The organism is Polyangium jinanense (assembly GCF_028435265.1).
Taxonomy (GTDB): domain Bacteria; phylum Myxococcota_A; class Polyangia; order Polyangiales; family Polyangiaceae; genus Polyangium; species Polyangium jinanense.
Genome location: NZ_JAGTJK010000017.1, coordinates 73,002 through 90,103, shown reverse-complemented (window position 1 = coordinate 90,103; position 17,102 = coordinate 73,002). Strand labels below are relative to the sequence as shown.

The following is a 17,102-nucleotide window of genomic DNA, read 5'->3' as shown; positions in this document are numbered from 1 at the left end:
ATCCTGCCATGGTCATCGCTGTGACGTCTCGCGAATGAACACTCTACATCTCTCCACCCCGTGAGGGCGGTATCCCGATCACTTCAACGACGCCGCAAGCGCCTTCGCCTCTTCCAGTTGCTCGAACAGCGCGACCGCCGAGATGCGCGCGTCCGTCTGCAGACCGTCGGGATCACCCGGCCAAGCCACGCAGTGTTCGGGCGGGATCTCCGAGATGCCCGCCGTCATGCGATATCGGACCACCCCGAAGACGAGGCCCGTCGCGGACGCGAGCCTCTCGCCGAGCTGGCAACCGTGCCCGAGCCAGAAGTGCCGGAAGCCGTACTGCCCTCCCGCGTCGGTGCACACCTCCGTAAAGGAGATGTCGGTCACGGCGATCTCGTCCCCGCTTGTCGCCCGGCGTGATCACGTCGGCAGCCGTGTCCAGCGGCGGCTACGTGGCGCAGCCGTCCCCGTCTGGCACGAAGAACATGACGGCCTTGAGCTGCGCCTCCGGGGGGGTCCACGACCACACCGCCGCACGTGGCGGCGAGCAAGCACAGGGATGAACAAAGGAAGCGGGCGCGTGAAGCCCGGAGCGGCCCCGTACGGCTCGAGGCAAACGACTGGATTGCGGTGCGGCGCTTTGCATCCGCGTGCCAGGCATGGTACGCCTCGTCCTGTCGAAAAACGGCGGACCGGTTCGGTGAGCCCCGGTCACTCCCAGGTCGGGAGCCCTTGTCCCTCCAGCACGGAGTGAGACCCACGGCACGATGACGCACGTGTGCGTCCAACGTGGAGGCTCTCATGAAACTCAATCACCTGGACCTGCAGGTTCCCGACGTTCGCGCCGCTGTCGAGTTCTTCGAGCGCTACTTCGACCTCGAGCTTTGCAGCAACCGCAAGTCCCCCGCGATTGCGATCCTCTCGGACCGCCACGGGTTCACGCTGGTGCTCCAGCGAACGCAGGACGCGCAGGCGTCCTACCCCGAGGAGTTCCATATCGGCTTCCACATCGACGATGAAGACGAGGTGCGCCGGCATCACGCGCGCCTCGTCGCGGATGGGATCGGTCCCATCACGGACGTGATCCAGAATAACCGCGGGGTGATGTTCTATTGCAGAGGGCCGGGCTCGATTGCGATCGAGGTCGGCTGCATGCGGCGCCGGCAGGTCGATCCTGCCGATGTGCCGAACGGATAGCCCCGGGCGGGCGGCTTGAATTCGAGGGAAGCGTCGATCTCGGCTTCTACATGGATCCGCACGAAGCTTTCAAGCCGCCATCACCCGCGAAGGAATGAGCCGCTCACTTCAACGCCCCCGCGAACGCCTTCGCCTCTTCCAGTTGCTCGAACAGCGCGATCGCCGAGGTTTTCGCGTACGTCTGCAGGCCGTCGGGCTCACCTGGCCAAGCCACGCACACGTGGGCCGGGATCTCGGAGATACCCGCCGTCATGCGATATCGGACCACCCCGAAGACGAGGCCCGTCTCGGACGCGAGCCCCTCGACGAAATAGCAAGCGTGCCCGCCGAGCCAGAAGTACCGGAAGCCGTCGATCTCGCGCGCGAGCACGTACTGCCCTCCTGCGCCGGTGCACTCCTCCGTGAAGTAGATGTCGGTCACGGCAATCTCGTCCCCGGTGTCGCCCGGCGCGAGCACGGCGGCGGCCGTGTCCAGCGGCGGCCGCGTGGCGCAGCCCTCCCCGTCCGGCACGAAGAGCTGAATGGCCTTGGGCTGCACCTCCGGGGCGGGGTCCACGACGACACCGCCGCACGCGACGGCCAGCAGGCACAGAGAGGCACAAAGGAAGCGGGTGATATTCATAGGCCGGGCATCCTAGCAAGAACCGTGACCCTCCTTCGTTCTACGGAATGGCGCGGCCCGCCCTCGGTGTTCCGCTCGAACCACATCCCCTCAGCCCCCGAACGGCTCGCCCGGCGCTACCTTTGGCGGGCGAAAGGCACGACCGCGTGTCGGACACTGTACGATTCGAGGCAGTGCGTTTGCTTCGTGTCTGGGCTAGCAGGACGCCGCATGAACATTCGTGATGCGGTTCTTGGTTGCTTGTTCCTTACTTTTCTACTCGGTGCGTGTAGCGGGGACTCGAACGAGGGGTCAGGCTCGGACGGCGGCGGTGGGACCTCGTCAGGCAACCCGTCGTGCGCCGACGTCTGCGCGGCCATCGGAAAGCAGTGCGGGCAGGTGCCCCCGAATTGCAGCGATGGCTGCTCGATGCTGTCGGACGAGGCCAAGGCGTGCGTCGTGAGCGCGAGCTCATGCGCAGCCATCGACAGCTGCGGGAGCAGCAGCGCGAGCAGCGGATCGGGGGGATCGGGGGGCTCGTCGAGCGCGAGCAGCGGAAGCTCGAGCGCGAGCAGCGGCTCGGGGGGCTCGGGTGATGTTTGCGCGGCCTGCAAGTCGGATGAGTTCTGCGTAAAAAGCTCGTCGGTCGAGTCCGAGGTCGGTTGCGTCGGTCTCCCGTTTGATTGCAACGACGGGCTCTGCCCGTGCCTGATCGCGAAGGGATGCTCGCAGGGCGGCAAGACGTGCTCGGGTAGCATCGTCGAATGCCTCTGAGAGGGTGTTCCACAGGCGTCGCGCCGGGGCGCTGCCCCGGGCCCCGCGGGGGCTATTCGCCCCTCGACCCGAACCAGGGCAAGCCCTGGACCATTTGGGGAAGAACTGCGCGGTGCGCAGTTCTTCCCACAGGCCGGTGGCAAGACCGCGAAGGCTCGTTTCACGCTGGTGACGTCGCCAGGTGAACCGCCAGCGCTGCCGGCTTGATGGGCAGGGTCGTCGTTGGTCTTGACCTGGCCTGTTCGATGAACTGCGCATCGCGCAGTTCATCGACCCCGAGTCCAGCGCTTGCGCTGGTCCGGGTCCCGGGGCGGACAGCCCCGGGTGGGGCCTGGGGCAACGCCCCAGCTCAGCGCCTCCCTGTCGATAAGCGACGACAGGGCGCGCCCAGGCGTCACGGCTGCGCGATGGACTGCTCGAATGCCGCCGTGTTGCTCTCGTGCTGCCACTGGATTCGTGCCTTGCTGTTCGCCTCGAGGAAGGCCTCGCATGCGGCGGAGGGCGTCATTCCCGGGACGTCGGTCGCGCATTCTTCGACACGCGTGGTGAAGTCGTCGCGCGTCTTCCAGAGGCTCTTGCCCTCGATGAACGCGTGCTCGAGACTCGTCCGGGCGAGCTTCTTGAGTGCGATGTAGCCGAGGCTGTGCTCCTCCACGGCGCGCACGTACTCGTCCGTGATCTCGATTCGAAGGATGCCTTGGTCGTCGGTCGATGGCGCCACGGGCACGTTCTTCGCAATGTATGCGCTGAGCGGGTGCTTGTCGCCTGCGACGCCGAGCAGCGTGTCATTCGACGTCAAGCAGATCTCGACCATGACTCCCTTTTGGGCCATGGTCGCGAGGAGCTGGTCGGCGCCCTCGCCGGACGTCTCGCCGAGCACGTCGACCCCGTGGCCGATTCGCTCCGCCCCCGCGATGTCCACGGCACTGCGAATGTGATACGTGAGCTCCGCCTGACCTGCCTGCGTCATGGGCAGGACCTCGGGAATGAGCTCGCCCGCGTGCAGACCGACGTGGACCGTCTTCCGGCTCGGATCCTGATCGTTGAAGGTGCGGAGGACGTTCACGGCGAGCATCTCGTCGTTGTAATAGAGGAGGGAATTCGCATTCTCCTCCGGCGAGACGAGGTTGACGCCCACGAGCTCGGGGACGACTTGCGCGAGCTCGAATGCGAAAACCCACTGGCCGAAGACGTAGGCGCGCGTCCGGGTGCGGGTCCCGGCGACCATGAAACGCACGTCGACGTTGCAGCCGGGATCGGCCATGGCCGTGCCACAGTTGAGCAGCACGTCGGAGCCGGAGAGCGCGCTCGCGATGCTCGCCTTTGCGTTGTTGATGGCTGTCTGGAAGCCGGGGTCCGCGATGATCTCGGTTCGCTTCTGCAAGAGGTAGGGCTCATCCCACCCGTCGCCCGGCATGACCTTGGACTCGGCGATGGTGCCGACGGTGCCCGAACCGAAGCCCTGCATCAGCTCGATGTATACCTGGTTGTTGTGCCCTGCCGTCGAGCGGACCTGCGCGAGCATATCATCGCCGCGGGATTCGTTGAGGACGGCACCGAACTTGCCGAACGCGTCGAAGAAGTGCTGGTGGCCCTGGAGCAGGGTGCCCATGAAGCCCTCCATGGACCAAGCCATCAGCATACTGTCGTAGAGGGCCTGGTCATTGAGCGCATTCGACATGGGCACGGCGTCCCCCATGCAAGGCCCGGCGGAGGCAAAACCCGTGCTCGTGTTGAAGCAGGCCCCGTCGGCCGCTCCCCACTCGATCATGCTCTCGGGTGTCACGGCACCCGAGGTGTGGCTATGCAAATCGGCGCCCTTCGGCATTTTTCGCAAGAGCTCCACGAGGGCCGCGTGATCGTTGCGAACGGCCTCGAGCTGCGCGGCGACCTTCTCCTCGAGTGACTCACCCATTCCGCCGCTGCCGCCCATTCCACCGCCTGCGCCACCTGCGCCGCCTGCGCCGCCTGCACCGCCTGCGCCGCCTGCGCCACCTGCGCCGCCCTCCCCGCCCGCGCCGCCTGCGCCGCCTTCAGCGCCGCTGCCGCCGCTGCCGCCGCTGCCGCCATCGTCACCGTCACAGCCGGTCGTGCTGATGAGCAGCGCGCAGAGCGCGGACAAAATGAGGCTACGTTGCATGGTGCAATTCTCCAAGATCAAAATCGCCCGCGTCTCCGCCGGGCGATGGACGTCGATGTGGCCGCGCAGGAAGACGTCCAGCACGGGGCCGCGGCGTATAGCCTCCTGGGGTCTGTATTGCAAAATTTCAGGTGACGGCGCAGGAGCGATGCGGACTACCCCGGCGCAAGCTTGTCGTTAGGGTGGAGACGTACGCGCGACACTCGGGGTTCCGCGATGCTAATCTCGCGCTCCGTCAAACGAAACGGGCGCATCGGGCAACGGGGTTCGTTCGGACGATACAATGCTGTGGGGTCACTTCAACGACGCCGCGAACTGCTTCGCCTCTTCCAGTTGCTCGAACAGCGCGACCGCCGAGATGCGCGCGTCCGTCTGCAGTCCGTCGGGCTCACCCGGCCAAGCCACGCACAGGTCGGGCGGGATCTCGGAGATGCCCGCCGTAAAGCGATATCGGACCACCCCGAAGACGAGGCCCGTCGCGGACGCGAGGCCCTCGCCGAGCTGGCAACCGTGCCCGCCGAGCCAGAAGTACCGGAAGCCGTCGATCTCGCGCGCGAGCACGTACTGCCCTCCCGCGCCGGTGCATTCCGCCGTGAAGTAGATGTCGGTCACGGCGATCTCGTCCCCGGTGTCGCCCGGCGTGATCACGTCGGCGGCCGTATCCAGCGGCGGTTGCGTGGCGCAGCCGTCCCCAACCGGCACGAAGAGCTGGACGGCCTTGGGCTGCGCCTCCGGGGCGGGGTCCACGACCACACCGCCGCACGCGGCGGCGAGCAAGCACAGGGATGCACAAAGGAAGCGGGCGATATTCATAGGCCGGGCATCCTAGCCAAAACCGTGGCCCTCGGTTCGTTCACCAGCCTTTACCAGGCCTACGCCGCCCAGCTCCCACACTGGTTCCGTCGGCTCCGCGCCCCGGCCATCTGCGCGGCCGATGCGGAACAAGAGGTCTGGCTCGCCCTCACCAGCCGATCGGGGACGTGAAGGAAGACCCCGGGCAAGCGGTGACGTTCTGCTGCAGGCCGCCGGAGACTTGAGCGACCCAGGCGCCGAATCAACGACGGGGGACGTCCCCTGCGGTCAGTCGCAATCCCACCCAATGCCGGGGATCGATACGCATTCGAACCAGGGATTGCCCATGAACGAGAAGCTGCAGTGGTACCAGGTGCCACCGAGATCGCTGTCGCAGTCGATGCCTACGCAGCCGATCGGGTTACTCAGGTCGCAATAACTCGTCGGCAAGGGCCCGCCCGCGGACAGATCGAGAAAATCCCTCTCGCAGGCAGCCTCGGGTCGAGTCGGGCAGACCCAATATTCGACGACGCTCTGCGAGAGAGTCGCTTCGGCTTCCATGCACACGTTCGTACCGTTGACATCAGGACCACACTGGGCGGCAGGGGCGGGATCCGCGCTCGCAGATCCGGGGGCGCCCACCGTGAATGCAAGCAACGCTACGGCGCCGACAACGATTCGATTGAAAGACACGTTCATGGGCTTCTCCTTCGTTCTCTGTGTCGTCCAGCGACGCCAGCACATATGGCAAAGCGCGTGCCCGAAAGCCGTCGGGTGCGCGCGCACGCATCCGCGCCCTCGTGCGCAGCGTTTTTGGTGGGCTTGGGTATCGCATGCCCAGCACCCCCCGCGCGTCACGCGGGCGTGACGCTGTCACGATCGGATGACAGCCGTTGTCATGGCCGCGTGACACGGGGACCGCAAGCCGTTCGCCCCGCTTCCGCTCCCGCGTCATTCGTGCTTGCTTGCGCGATACACGTAAGGATACACTGCGTTGCACGATGACGGAGAGCTGCGACTACAAGGCACCCTTTGGGCCCTCGGGGGAGAGTCCAATGGACCAGGCGCTGTGTCGACGGCTGCTGGATATCGCGCTGAGGAACGGCGGCGACCATGCGGACCTGTTCTTCGAATATCGAGCGGGCGACGCATTCACCTTCAGCGACGACACGCTGAAGGCCGTTTCGCGCCATGTATCCGCGGGCGTCGGGGTGCGTGTCCAGCCATCTTCGGCACGACGGAGGCCTACCTCATCGAAGACGGCAGGCTCACCGCGCCGCTCGCGCCGCAAAACCTCATTGGCAATGCGATCGAAATGCTCGGCAACGTGACGATGCTCGGCTCCGACGTTTTCATCTCGGATGGCATCTGGACGTCCGGCAAACAAGAGCCCAACGGCTGCGCCCATCGTGAGCAGTCGATCGTCACCCGCTGCCGCAAGCCTTGCCGATGTCTCAGCTGCCGCCGGCCCCTGCCGGCGGTGTCCGCTTCAATGGCGAAAGCGGAAGCCTGAAGCCTGGCGCCTGGAAGACGCAGTCTTTCCGCTCGATGAGCACCGTCTTGCTTCGCGGCGCATAACCAGGGTGCGACGCGCGCAAGGTGTAGTTGCCCGCAGAATCGACGACCCAGGAGGACTTGCAGTCCCCAGGCCGTCGAGGTTGCCTGAGGATCTCTTTCCCCTGCGGGCTCATCAACGTCACCGTTGCGTCGCAGAGTGACCGCTCCGTCGACGCGTCCTGCACCTCGACGACCAGCGACTCGACCAGCACGAGGGATCGGTGTGTACAAGGCGGGGCGTTTGCGGCCGCTTTCTCTTCCTCGGTCGGAGGTGCCGGCGGCTCCTCCGCGGGCGGCGCCTGGGAAGGGGGAGACGCAGCCGGATCCGAGGGGGGCGAGCCCGGCGCAGGCCCCTGCGTGGCCACAGGGCCGGGCGCCGGGCCAGGCGATGTCGCGCGCGCGCCGCAGGCGGCAGTGGTCAGCAAGAGGAGAATCGAGCCGAGCGCGGAGCGAGCCTTCATGGAAAACCCTACGGTGCTGTTACCGGCGGCCTGTACTGAGCGGCCGCAGCTCCTCCGCGTAGGCTTCGGGCTTAAGCCGGAGCGATGGAAGGATCCGGCGGCGCACCTGCAAGTCATCATTGCGAATGAACACCTGCAGCATGGCCGCTCGTCCCAAGTCATGCCGTACCCCGCCGGCCAACGTACCGGCGTTCAGCTGCGTGCGCCAGAGCGAGCCGAAGGCGAGCGATGGCCACCGCCAGCTGCAACGGCTTGCTGGGCAGCCCCTCCAATGGATGAAGGATCGACTTTGCCGATGAGACCAGCAGCCTTCAGGAGCTGAAGTGTTCGGCCGAGCTGCGAAGGTACCACCGTTGTCGTGAGGTTGCTGCAGACGCCGTCAATCATGTCATTCAATGCGAGCACCCGAATAGAATTCCCCTCAATCGCCTGACGAAACGGCGCATGGTTCTCCCACAGTGAACGGTCACCACGAATCGCAGTCACCGCCAGCACGTAGGTGAACTTCCTCGTGCCGGTCATGGCTTCAACGGCATCGACGAAAGCTTCCGACCATTTGGGCTCGACGAGCTCCCGAAAGTACTTCCATGACTCGCGCCCGCCGCGTCGTTTGTTCTGCGTGACCTCCTCGAGCTTGCTTCTGACGTCGAACCCCGACTGCCAGCTTTTGCAGCTCACGGCGACCACTCGGTCATCGCCAAGGCGCGTCGGATGAAAGCCCACAACGTCGATGTCACTGTGATTGGAATCGTGCCTCTTGCTGAAGGCGAGATGATCCGACCGGGGCTTGAACTTCAGGTTGTGACGCGTGAAGTAGCCCTGAAGCTGAAGATGGTCGTCGACGAGTTGTTCAAGGATGTCTTCGCGCATGCATACACCCGAGTCGCGGGTACAATCACTCCCGCAATTGCGATGATAGCCAGTTGTCGATGGCTGCCGTCATTTCTCGTGCGTGGCTCAACCACAGGAAATGGTCGGCTGGAAACGTCTCGACGTTGACCCGAGCCCCGCTCCCCCGCAGCGATTCGGCCGTGCTCTGGATGTGATCCAGCGGAAACCGTGGGTCGTCGGTGCCTGCAATCAGAAGGACGTTCGCCCCCGGGTTCGGCTGCACGACCTCGCCGATCCCGGAAACGAGGACGAATCCTCGGAACTGCCGTGACAGCTCTGGATCCTGCAGGATCGCAGTCGCAGAAGTCGCGCCATTCGACAGACCGACGAGGAAGATACGCGATCGATCTACCTCGGGGGGCAAGTGCTTCGTGACGAGAGCGCTGACCACCGCCTTGCCGCGTGGTGTCCAGAATGCGCCCGTGTAGTCGAAGAAAGGCGCGACGATGACGAACCGGTCGCCGAACGCCTGGTGGAGCACCCGTACATAGGCCGTGAGTTGACCGCCGAAGCCGTGGAGAAAAACGATACACGGAACGGCCCCCCCACCCCTCGGAACATGCTCGAGGTGTCTCGAGGCATGGGACGAGGACTCGATGAGGACGGCATTGGGCCAAGCGCGCGATGATTCCGCGTAGGCGTCGCGAAGGAGCTGGTCGAGGTGATCCCTCTCACGCCCCTTGATGAGCCCCAGCACATCCGAGAAGTACAATCCAGCCAGGACCGTTTCCCGTTCGTCCGCGAGCCGGCTGAGCCATGGAGGCGACGCGTCGCGGCGACCTTCCTCGACGAAATGAAATTCCTGCGGCGGAGGTACGGCGAGCAATCTTGTGACGACGAACGTCGAGACGCCGGTCAAACACAGGGCTGTGGTCGTGATCCATGCGACCCGCCTGGATCCATCGGGCGGAGGTCGTACCATGGTCATCAGGCCGATCGCCACCGACAGCGCCCCGAGGGCCAGGGTGGACGTCGTCACGCCGTTTGCGGCAACGAGGAGGATCAGAACGGGGGCAAGCAACACCAGTGCAATGGCACCAAGCATCCGCGCGACGACACGCCCGCGCCCGACCGGCTTCATGGCGGCCATTTCGCGATCGATGTCGTCCGTGGGGGTCGCCTGCTGCACGCTAGCTCGGCGGATTCTGGGGAGGGAACTCCGCGTACTGAGGGGCATCTCCCCCAATGTGATCCCAGGGCGCCTTCGAGCCGACGAAGATATGCATCTCGATCTGGACGCCCGGATCTCCATCCACGCTACCAAGCGTCACTCCGTGCACCTTCTCTCCGGATGTGCCGCACAGCGTGCTTCCACAGGTCCGGCAGAAGCACAGGCCCCATCCAGGCGTCGTTTCATAGAAGGTGAGATTGTCCTCCCCACTGAGCCACGAGAATGAACCCGGCACGACTTCCGCGTAAGCGGACCCGGTCCCGCTGAATGCTTTTCTGCATCGAGAGCAGTGGCAACTGCGCCCTGGTCCAAGCGGGGCATCAATCTGGTACCGAACTTTTCCGCAGAAACAACCACCAGTCAACGGCATGACCTCTCTCCTATCTTGTTTCTGGCTCCCTCGGCCCGCCAGCGCCGGGACCGGGTCTCCAGGGATCACCAGCATCACTTGCATGACGCCGGAACAGGTGCGTTTACGAGGGGCGCCCGAATTTGAGCGAGCCACTCATCTTCAGATTCAGGCACCGGAGTGCCGACGAACTTGTCGCAGATGCGCCTTGCCGCCAAGTATTCCACTTTCATTGCCTTCGGAGCGGCGTTCGCATTGTGATGAAGTGCCCCACAGCACCGCGAGGTGCGACTCATCCAATGGTCCGAGCGTCGCTGTTGCAAAGGCTCGACTTTGGAGGTAGGCGGTGGAATGGCGGATGCGGTCGGTGCACTCGACGGGGGCACATCCTGCGTCGTACACACCGATTGGATCGGACTCGGGCCTTCCGTGCTCTCCGGCGAAGAGCACCCGAGTGACGACGGCATATGAAATGCCACCGCAAAGAGGCTTGGAAACCAGGCCGCCAGCAGCCGCGAGTTGAGCAGCTGCCCCTTCGTGCAGTCAGGCGACACGACCGACGCCTCCGTGCAGCCAGGTACCCTCGTTGTTCGAGTAGTGCCAGTTCTCGAACGGGCCATCGGGCACGAAAAGCTCGCGCTCGCCAGCAAACCTCATTCGAAGGTTGCTGTGTCTGTCGAAGCGCGCGGACTCGACTCGCGCGCCGACCAGCGACAGGAGGACGTCTCGCACCCATTCGGGATGCGGCGGTACGTACTCCTCGGCGTCGCCTCCGGCAGAAAGGGAGAAGGGGCCGTCGAGGAACAGGCGGCTCTCTGCAGTGTCATCGAACGCGAGGTGGAAGCGACCGTCCCCTTCAACGTCGCGGAGTGCGTGTCCGGCCAGGGGGAGCGTGTAACCCATTCTCGGCATCAATTCCCCCGTTGCTCGACAACTGGCGAGCGATCGTCGAGGTCAGCTTCCCAGAAGTACCGGCCGCGGAGACACTCTCCGATCTCAGCCCCAGTGTTGGCCGGCGGGCCCGCTGTTGTCAGTCAGAGTTCGGCCACGTCAGCACTCCTCGCCGGGGATATGGGCCGAAACCGGAGGCAGTAGGAAATGGCTCAACCTCGCCTTCAATGAGCACTTGTACCCAGGCCTCATGCGAATCCTTGAGGCGGGAGCGATCCACAACGAGAGGGACACCGATGCGTCCGTCGCGCAAGATTGACTCGATGAAGGTCGCGTCCTCCTCATCGATGCCGTGCATGGCGCCAGTCCCCCGATATTTCGAGCCCTCGAAGTGGGCGTTGAGCCGCAACCAGCTCTCCTCGGCATCGAACGGGACAAAGACGCCCTCCACCTCGGGATGATCACAGCAAGTGCCGCAGGTTTGGTTTGTATACAGAACACCGCTCGGGTGCTGGATGATGACCCCCAGTCCTGCTTCGTAGAGTCGGATGAGCGCCGCCATTCTCCATCTCCCTGCGAGGTCCGGACCACGCTCCCCACCTTGGCCGGGTCTTGTCCGATGTAATGAGAGCGCCACCGCATAACCGCCCCCCTCGTGCTGGTTATCCCGCTGCGGCCTCAAGTGTCGATCGACAGGCCGCCCGCGTGTCCCCCAAAAACCCTTGACACGCGGGCCCCTGCCCTACCTCACTCCTCCGCCGCCGCGTCCGACAGCCCCACCGCAGGCTTCCGCGCCGTGAGCCCCGCATCCCGGATGAGCGCCGTGTCCTCATCCGCCTCCGGGTTCGGCGTCGTGAGCAGCTTGTCGCCGTAGAAGATCGAGTTCGCCCCGACGTACAGGCACATCATCTGCGCCTCGCGCGACAGGTCCGTTCGGCCGGCCGACAGGCGCACCATGCTTCTCGGGAACACGATGCGCGCCGTCGCGATCATCCGGATGAACTCCACCGGGTCGAGCGGCGGCAGGCTCTCGAGCGGCGTGCCCGGTACCCGCACGAGCGCGTTGATCGGCACGCTCTCCGGGTGCGGACGAAGGCGCGCGAGCTCCACCAGCATCGCCGCGCGATCCCGCACCGACTCGCCCATCCCGATGATCCCGCCCGAGCACACCGTGATCCCCGCCTTGCGCACGTTGCGCAGCGTCACGAGCCGCTCGTCGTACGTGCGCGTCGAGATGATCGAACGGTAGTGCTCGCGCGACGTGTCGAGGTTGTGGTTGTACGCGTCGAGCCCCGCGTCCTTCAGCTTCTTCGCCTGCTCCTCGGTGAGCATGCCGAGCGTCACGCACGCTTCGAGCCCGCGGTCCTTCACGCCGCGCACCATCGCAAGCACCCGGTCGAACGCCGGGCCGTCCTTCACCTCGCGCCACGCCGCGCCCATGCAGAAGCGCGTCGAGCCCGCGGCCTTCGCGCGGTCGGCCGCCTCGAGCACGCCGTCGACGTCGAGCATCTTCTCCGGCGACGTGCTCGTGTCGTGGTGCGACGACTGCGGGCAGTAGGCGCAATCCTCGGGGCAGCCGCCCGTCTTCACGCTGAGCAGCGTGCAGAGCTGCACCTCCCCATCGACGTGGTGCGCCCGGTGCACACCACGCGCGCGGTCCATCAAAGCAAAGAGCGGCAGGTCGTGGATCGCGACGACCTCGTCCACAGTCCAGTCGTGGCGGATGGGGTTTGGGGCGAAGGGCGCCGAAGGCGACCCGGAGCCCCAAGCGTCAGAAGGGTGAGCCTCGGTCATGGCCGGCCGGTGTAGCCGACAATGGCCCGCGCGAAAAGTCGTTGCCCCACCCCGCCCGAGCTCGCCCCCCTGCGCGGCCAGGGCCTGGCACCGATCTGGCACGTTCTTCCCGGACAAAAACGCAGAGGAGTGCCCCATGTCCCTCGATCGATACCGTCGCCCCCGGTTGATCGTCCTCCACCCCCGGTCCACCACCTACGAGGCCGCCCGTGCCATGGCCGACAACCACGTCGGCGCCGTCCTCGTCGTCGAGGATCAGCGCCTCGTCGGCATCGCAACCGACCGCGATCTCGCCCTGGACGTCGTGGCCGCCGGCCTCGACCCGCGCACCACGTTCCTGCGCGACGTCATGAGCGACGAGGTCACCCCCGTGGACATCGACGACACCATCCAGGACGTCATTCGCGTGATGCGCACGCACGCCTGCCGTCGCGTCCCCGTGCTCGAAGAGGGCCGGCCCGTCGGCATCGTCTCGCTCGACGATCTCCTCATCGAGCGCGCCGTCGATCTCGACACCGCCCGCTCGATCATCACCGCGCAGCTCGAGGTCGCCGCGCGCTTCAAGCCAGCCGGCGCGACGAGCCCCGGGGCCGTGCCGCAAGGCCGCGGCGGCGAACGCGCTCGCCAGCGCCGCGCTGCGCGCGCGGAAAACACCTACGGGCGCCTCCTGCACGCCTGCATGCGCCAGACGGGCCTCGCCAAGCGCGAGCTGGCCGAGCGCGCGCTGCTCATCGTCCTCGGAAACCTCTGCAGCCGCCTCACCGAGGACGAGGCGCAACACCTGCTCGCGCAGCTCCCGTCGAAGCTCGTCCCGCAGCTCGACGCGACGATCGGCGGCTCGAACAAGAGCATCACGCCCGACACGATCGAAGCCGAGCTCCGCCGCGCCCTGCAGCTCTCGCCCGAGGCCGCGACGGACGTGCTCTACGCGACGTGCGAGGTCATCGCCGACAGCGTGTCCGCGGGCGAGATCGAGGACGTGCGCTCGGAGCTGCCGGCCGCGATGAAGGACCTCTTCCCGCCGATGCCGTATCGCCGCGCGGGCTAGAACTGCGTTGCGGTCCGCGCGACGTCCGCGTCCACGAGCCCCTCGGCGACGAGGCGCTCGATGTGCATCGCGAACGTCTGCATCCCGTAGGGCGTCACGCCCTTCTCCATCAGCTCGCGGAGCGACGGGTTTCCCTCGGGACGCTTGATCGCGGCGCGCACCGTGCCCGTCGCGACGAGCACCTCCGACGCGAGCACGAGCCCGCCGCCTTCACGCCGCGGCAGGAGGCGCTGCGCCACGATCCCCTGCAGACACTCGCTCAGCCGGTCGCGCGTCTCTTGCGGCATCGGACTCATCGACAGGAGCCGACCCACGGTCCGGCCGACGTCGGGCGTGTGCAGCGACGAGAGCACGAGGTGCCCGGTCTCGGCCGCTTGCAGCACGACCTCCATCGTCGCCGCGTCGCGTATCTCGCCGACGAGCAGCACGTTCGGATCCTGCCGGAGCGCCGCGCGCACGCCTGACGCGAAGGTCTCGGTGTCGCTCCCGACCTCGCGCTGGCTCACGGTCGCGCGGCCGCCTGCGTGGACGAACTCGATCGGGTCCTCGATGGTGACGAGGTGCTTCGGGTACATCTCGACGATGTGCGCGAGCATCGACGCGAGCGTCGTGGTCTTGCCTTGCCCCGCGGCGCCGACGACGAGCACGAGCCCGCGGCTCTTGTCGGCGAGCGCGCGCGCCGCGGGTGGCACGCCGAGCGCCTCGAACGCAGGGGTCTTGCCGGGGATCACCCGCAGGACGAGCGAGATCGTCCCGCGCTGCAGGTAGACGTGGACGCGGAAGCGCCCGAGGCCTTCGATCTCGTAGGAGACATCGACCTCGCGGAGGGATCCGAGCGTGCCGAGGACCGAGGGCCGCCGGGCGAGGACGAGCCGGGCGACGGCCTCGGTGTCCTCGGGCGCGAGGGGTTCGGCGCGGAAGTAGACGATGTCCCCGTGGACCCGGGCCCCGGGCGGCTGCCCCACGCGCAGGTGGATGTCGCTCGCCTGGGCCGCTTGCGCCTTGGCCAGGATCTGGTGGAGGAACGCCTCGCTCGCGTAGGGAGTGGTCACGGGGGCGTCACGGTAACGCAAGTCGGCCGGGGCCTCACCCCCGCCGCCGCCTCCCCCAAAGCACCACCATCCCCGCCAAGAGCCCCCCGATCCACGCCGCGCCCGTCGTTCGTCCCGGCCCGACCGCGCACGCAACGCCGGCGGCATTCTCCTCGACGCTCACCGATTCCGCCTCCGCTTCCGCCTGCGCTCCCGCTTCCGCTTCCGCTTCCGCCTCCGCCTCCGCTTCCGCTTCCGCCTCTTCCTTGACGCCCCCGAGCCCTGCCCCCTCGTACGCGCCGATATCGATCGCCCCCGCCGCGGCCCGACCGAGCAGCCCGGCATCCGTCACGACCTTTTTTGCCGGCGGCACGAACAGCGGCGTCGCGAGCGGCGACGGGAAGGGATACCCTGCCGGGCTCGCCGGCACCGCGGCGCCCGCATCCCGAAGGGGACTATCCGCCGCCGGGCGCAGGTCGAACGCCGCGAGATCCGCGAATTTCGGGTTGCTCCCCTGGATCGTCCCCTGCCATTGCGACGGCACGGTGCTCCCCTGCGGCACCCAGTTGTTCTGGCCGCTGATCACCGCTTTGCCTGCCGCCCATGCCACGTCCGTGAGCTTCAAGATCGTGACCGCGCCTCCCCCGACCCGGTAAAACGCGTTGTTGTGCATCTCGATGCTCTCGATGCCCCAGAAAACCTCCACCACCGGCTTCGCGTTCTGCGGCAGGAGGAACGTGTTGTTCACGAAGCGATATCGCCCGTTCGTCGACCCGCCCGTCGCGTCGCTCCCGATCCGCACCGTGTAAAACGTCCCCGTCTTGCGAAAGACGTTCCCCACGATGTCGCCGTCCTCGCGCGCCACGTCCTCGGCCTCGCCGTCCGGCGCCACGAGCTCGAGCTCCCGGTAATAGGCGCCCTCGATCCAGTTGTAATAAATCTCGTTCCGCTCGGCCCGGCTCTTCACCGCGTGCCCGCCGAGGCCGTCGTGCACGAAACAATGCTGCATCCGGAACACGGCGCCGGGATGGCTGATCTCGTCCGTGTCCATGTAAATGGGGTGGCGCTTGTCGCCGAGGCCCGCCTTGTAGACCTCGACGTATTCGAGCGTCAGCGAGCCCGAGCCGTCCATCGCGCCGAGGATGCCGTGCGAGGGACAATCGTGGACCGCCGTGTCCCGGATCGTGACGTCGTGCCCGCGGTGAAAGACACAACGGGAGCTGCCGCCCACCACCTCGAAACCCTCGATCACGTAATGGTTCGCCCCGACCTCGAGCGTGTTCGTCCCGCCCGAGAGCACCGGGCGCTTGCCGGCCGCACGCACGCCCCGGATCGTGATCTTGTTCGAATCCGTGCCCGATTTCGTGAGCTTGACGTCGCCCGCGTACGTCGTGTTCCCGGAGACCTCCACCACGTCGCCCGGCTGCAAAAGCGACGCCACCACTTTCAGGCTCGCATAGGGTTTGCCCGGCCCGACCTGATATGTCGTGGCAAACGCGCTCGACGAAAAGAAGAGCGTCGCCCCGAAAACCCCCGCCACGGCCCCACGGTGAATGGTCCATCCGTTTACCATGAACGGAGCTTCACCCGGCCCACGTGGTGCACTCAAGCAATACCAGCACCCATATCGGGCCACGAGCTGCCAGAAATGTGCTTGACCAACGAAATGGGAAGCCCGACTGGCGCGCCAAACCTTGGCGCTCCCGATGTTCCACCTTTTTCCAGGTCAGGGCGGATCAAGCTCGCTCGGGATTTTCGCCGGGTCGACGAGCTTTTTTTCCGCGAGCGCCCGCGCCGCCGAGACCGCGAGCGCCCGGTGATCCCGCGGAAGCGCGGTGTTCGTCGCGATCGTGAGCACCGCCGCGGCCGCCTCCGCGGCGCCCTCCGGATCGAGCGGCTCCCGCGCGGTCGCAGGCCGGCCCGCCACGCCGAGGAGAGCTTCGAGCGTGGGCCCACGCTCCTCGTCCGTGGCCGCGAGCGCCCGCTTCCCGAGCGCGCCAAGCGCGAGATCCGCGTCGTCCGCGAGCGGCAAGGCGAGCAGCGCCGTCTTCGTGATCGCCCCGCCGTCCCCGAGCGCCTCCACGAGCCCCGCCGCACCGAGCGCATCCGCAAGCCCCCCGAGCCCCGCCGGATCCTCATCCATCGCCCGCTGCCACCGCGGATCGTCGAGTCGCACGCTCCTCCGCGGCGGCGCGTTCGCCGAAGCCGGCGCCCCCGACGCCGCCGCCGCCTCGTTCGATCCCGACGAACCCCCCGACGGCGAAGAGACCTCCGACGGCGCGGATCCGCGGCTGCACGCGGCGAGAGTCGCCACGAAAAGCACGGTCCACGTTCTCCTCGGGCGCGCGTTCGAGTCCAGCATGGCCCCGGCGGCTTACCGCGCCTCGACGGCTCTGCCAAGCGTCCCCGTCGGGGAGGTC

The 17,102-nt window shown here is 66.6% G+C and carries 20 protein-coding genes; 5 read left to right on the top strand and 15 right to left on the bottom strand.

Annotated features, from left to right (window positions below; all coding sequences use genetic code 11):
• Positions 1-78: 78 nt before the first annotated feature.
• Entirely contained in the window at positions 79-372 is a 294-nt protein-coding gene (locus KEG38_RS27560; protein WP_272422915.1) for a hypothetical protein, read from the bottom strand.
• A gap of 414 nt (positions 373-786) precedes the next feature.
• Between KEG38_RS27560 and KEG38_RS27555 the strand changes: the two genes are divergently transcribed.
• Positions 787-1,182 carry a VOC family protein gene (locus KEG38_RS27555; protein ID WP_272422914.1) on the top strand — a complete coding sequence of 132 codons (396 nt, stop codon included), beginning with the start codon at positions 787-789 and terminating at the stop codon, positions 1,180-1,182.
• Positions 1,183-1,285: 103 nt separating this feature from the next.
• Here KEG38_RS27555 and KEG38_RS27550 read toward each other — a convergent pair whose 3' ends face one another.
• Positions 1,286-1,804: a hypothetical protein gene (locus tag KEG38_RS27550; RefSeq protein WP_272422913.1), complete on the bottom strand. Its 519-nt coding sequence runs from the start codon at positions 1,802-1,804 to the stop codon at positions 1,286-1,288.
• Positions 1,805-2,235: 431 nt separating this feature from the next.
• Here KEG38_RS27550 and KEG38_RS27545 point away from each other — a divergent pair, with 431 nt between their 5' ends.
• Complete coding sequence (locus tag KEG38_RS27545) at positions 2,236-2,379, top strand: hypothetical protein (RefSeq protein WP_272422912.1); 144 nt, start codon at positions 2,236-2,238, stop codon at positions 2,377-2,379.
• A gap of 572 nt (positions 2,380-2,951) precedes the next feature.
• Here KEG38_RS27545 and KEG38_RS27540 read toward each other — a convergent pair.
• The 3 genes from KEG38_RS27540 to KEG38_RS27530 all read right to left on the bottom strand — a co-directional run bounded on the left by KEG38_RS27540 (position 2,952) and on the right by KEG38_RS27530 (position 6,188).
• Positions 2,952-4,697 carry an amidohydrolase family protein gene (locus KEG38_RS27540; protein WP_272422911.1) on the bottom strand — a complete coding sequence of 582 codons (1,746 nt, stop codon included), beginning with the start codon at positions 4,695-4,697 and terminating at the stop codon, positions 2,952-2,954.
• A gap of 294 nt (positions 4,698-4,991) precedes the next feature.
• Positions 4,992-5,510, bottom strand: a complete 519-nt coding sequence (locus KEG38_RS27535; protein WP_272422910.1) for a hypothetical protein — start codon at positions 5,508-5,510, stop codon at positions 4,992-4,994.
• Positions 5,511-5,777: 267 nt separating this feature from the next.
• On the bottom strand, positions 5,778-6,188 hold the full coding sequence (locus KEG38_RS27530) for a hypothetical protein (protein ID WP_272422909.1): 411 nt from the start codon (positions 6,186-6,188) through the stop codon (positions 5,778-5,780).
• A 356-nt stretch (positions 6,189-6,544) separates the two neighbouring features.
• Here KEG38_RS27530 and KEG38_RS27525 point away from each other — a divergent pair, with 356 nt between their 5' ends.
• Positions 6,545-6,820 (top strand): hypothetical protein, encoded by a 276-nt coding sequence (locus KEG38_RS27525; protein WP_272422908.1) that lies wholly within the window; start codon positions 6,545-6,547, stop codon positions 6,818-6,820.
• The gene (locus tag KEG38_RS56080; protein WP_372518198.1) at positions 6,715-7,002 is read left to right on the top strand and encodes a metallopeptidase TldD-related protein; all 288 of its coding nucleotides are present in this window, start codon (positions 6,715-6,717) and stop codon (positions 7,000-7,002) included. The genes KEG38_RS27525 and KEG38_RS56080 overlap by 106 nt, the downstream gene beginning before the upstream one ends.
• On the opposite strand, the gene KEG38_RS27520 is transcribed toward KEG38_RS56080, so the two are convergent.
• The 7 genes from KEG38_RS27520 to bioB form a co-directional block, all read right to left on the bottom strand.
• A complete protein-coding gene (locus KEG38_RS27520; RefSeq protein WP_272422907.1) occupies positions 6,944-7,507 on the bottom strand; it encodes a peptidase associated/transthyretin-like domain-containing protein in 564 nt (187 codons plus the stop codon). The two genes, KEG38_RS56080 and KEG38_RS27520, sit on opposite strands and share 59 nt — an antisense overlap.
• A 192-nt stretch (positions 7,508-7,699) precedes the next feature.
• Positions 7,700-8,377: a hypothetical protein gene (locus tag KEG38_RS27515; RefSeq protein WP_272422906.1), complete on the bottom strand. Its 678-nt coding sequence runs from the start codon at positions 8,375-8,377 to the stop codon at positions 7,700-7,702.
• 25 nt (positions 8,378-8,402) lie between these two features.
• Positions 8,403-9,527, bottom strand: a complete 1,125-nt coding sequence (locus KEG38_RS27510) for an alpha/beta hydrolase family protein (RefSeq protein WP_272422905.1) — start codon at positions 9,525-9,527, stop codon at positions 8,403-8,405.
• A gap of 1 nt (position 9,528) precedes the next feature.
• Positions 9,529-9,939: a GFA family protein gene (locus KEG38_RS56075; protein ID WP_372518197.1), complete on the bottom strand. Its 411-nt coding sequence runs from the start codon at positions 9,937-9,939 to the stop codon at positions 9,529-9,531.
• 522 nt (positions 9,940-10,461) lie between these two features.
• Positions 10,462-10,821 carry a DUF6188 family protein gene (locus KEG38_RS27505; RefSeq protein WP_272422904.1) on the bottom strand — a complete coding sequence of 120 codons (360 nt, stop codon included), beginning with the start codon at positions 10,819-10,821 and terminating at the stop codon, positions 10,462-10,464.
• 127 nt (positions 10,822-10,948) lie between these two features.
• Positions 10,949-11,371, bottom strand: coding sequence for a DUF6210 family protein (locus tag KEG38_RS27500; protein ID WP_272422903.1), 423 nt, complete (start codon positions 11,369-11,371; stop codon positions 10,949-10,951).
• Between the two features lie 185 nt (positions 11,372-11,556).
• On the bottom strand, positions 11,557-12,603 hold the full coding sequence (bioB, locus tag KEG38_RS27495) for a biotin synthase BioB (protein WP_272422902.1): 1,047 nt from the start codon (positions 12,601-12,603) through the stop codon (positions 11,557-11,559).
• A gap of 136 nt (positions 12,604-12,739) precedes the next feature.
• Here bioB and KEG38_RS27490 point away from each other — a divergent pair, with 136 nt between their 5' ends.
• On the top strand, positions 12,740-13,651 hold the full coding sequence (locus KEG38_RS27490) for a CBS domain-containing protein (protein WP_272422901.1): 912 nt from the start codon (positions 12,740-12,742) through the stop codon (positions 13,649-13,651).
• Here the strand turns inward: KEG38_RS27490 and KEG38_RS27485 are convergent.
• From KEG38_RS27485 to KEG38_RS27475, 3 genes are all read right to left on the bottom strand, one after another.
• A complete protein-coding gene (locus KEG38_RS27485) occupies positions 13,648-14,703 on the bottom strand; it encodes a type IV pilus twitching motility protein PilT (protein ID WP_272422900.1) in 1,056 nt (351 codons plus the stop codon). The genes KEG38_RS27490 and KEG38_RS27485 overlap by 4 nt on opposite strands.
• 34 nt (positions 14,704-14,737) lie before the next feature.
• Positions 14,738-16,255, bottom strand: coding sequence for a right-handed parallel beta-helix repeat-containing protein (locus KEG38_RS27480; RefSeq protein ID WP_272422899.1), 1,518 nt, complete (start codon positions 16,253-16,255; stop codon positions 14,738-14,740).
• A gap of 153 nt (positions 16,256-16,408) precedes the next feature.
• A complete protein-coding gene (locus KEG38_RS27475; RefSeq protein WP_272422898.1) occupies positions 16,409-17,044 on the bottom strand; it encodes a thiamine biosynthesis protein in 636 nt (211 codons plus the stop codon).
• Positions 17,045-17,102 lie beyond the last annotated feature (58 nt).

What these genes read in the sequence shown, in the direction of transcription:
- KEG38_RS27555 (WP_272422914.1), top strand. Translation starts at nt 787, where the DNA reads ATGAAACTCAATCACCTGGACCTGCAGGTTCCCGACGTTCGCGCCGCT.
- KEG38_RS27550 (WP_272422913.1), bottom strand. Translation starts at nt 1,804, where the DNA reads ATGAATATCACCCGCTTCCTTTGTGCCTCTCTGTGCCTGCTGGCCGTC.
- KEG38_RS27540 (WP_272422911.1), bottom strand. Translation starts at nt 4,697, where the DNA reads ATGCAACGTAGCCTCATTTTGTCCGCGCTCTGCGCGCTGCTCATCAGC.
- KEG38_RS27535 (WP_272422910.1), bottom strand. Translation starts at nt 5,510, where the DNA reads ATGAATATCGCCCGCTTCCTTTGTGCATCCCTGTGCTTGCTCGCCGCC.
- KEG38_RS27530 (WP_272422909.1), bottom strand. Translation starts at nt 6,188, where the DNA reads ATGAACGTGTCTTTCAATCGAATCGTTGTCGGCGCCGTAGCGTTGCTT.
- KEG38_RS27525 (WP_272422908.1), top strand. Translation starts at nt 6,545, where the DNA reads ATGGACCAGGCGCTGTGTCGACGGCTGCTGGATATCGCGCTGAGGAAC.
- KEG38_RS27520 (WP_272422907.1), bottom strand. Translation starts at nt 7,507, where the DNA reads ATGAAGGCTCGCTCCGCGCTCGGCTCGATTCTCCTCTTGCTGACCACT.
- KEG38_RS27515 (WP_272422906.1), bottom strand. Translation starts at nt 8,377, where the DNA reads ATGCGCGAAGACATCCTTGAACAACTCGTCGACGACCATCTTCAGCTT.
- KEG38_RS56075 (WP_372518197.1), bottom strand. Translation starts at nt 9,939, where the DNA reads ATGCCGTTGACTGGTGGTTGTTTCTGCGGAAAAGTTCGGTACCAGATT.
- KEG38_RS27505 (WP_272422904.1), bottom strand. Translation starts at nt 10,821, where the DNA reads ATGGGTTACACGCTCCCCCTGGCCGGACACGCACTCCGCGACGTTGAA.
- KEG38_RS27500 (WP_272422903.1), bottom strand. Translation starts at nt 11,371, where the DNA reads ATGGCGGCGCTCATCCGACTCTACGAAGCAGGACTGGGGGTCATCATC.
- bioB (WP_272422902.1), bottom strand. Translation starts at nt 12,603, where the DNA reads ATGACCGAGGCTCACCCTTCTGACGCTTGGGGCTCCGGGTCGCCTTCG.
- KEG38_RS27490 (WP_272422901.1), top strand. Translation starts at nt 12,740, where the DNA reads ATGTCCCTCGATCGATACCGTCGCCCCCGGTTGATCGTCCTCCACCCC.
- KEG38_RS27480 (WP_272422899.1), bottom strand. Translation starts at nt 16,255, where the DNA reads ATGGTAAACGGATGGACCATTCACCGTGGGGCCGTGGCGGGGGTTTTC.
- KEG38_RS27475 (WP_272422898.1), bottom strand. Translation starts at nt 17,044, where the DNA reads ATGCTGGACTCGAACGCGCGCCCGAGGAGAACGTGGACCGTGCTTTTC.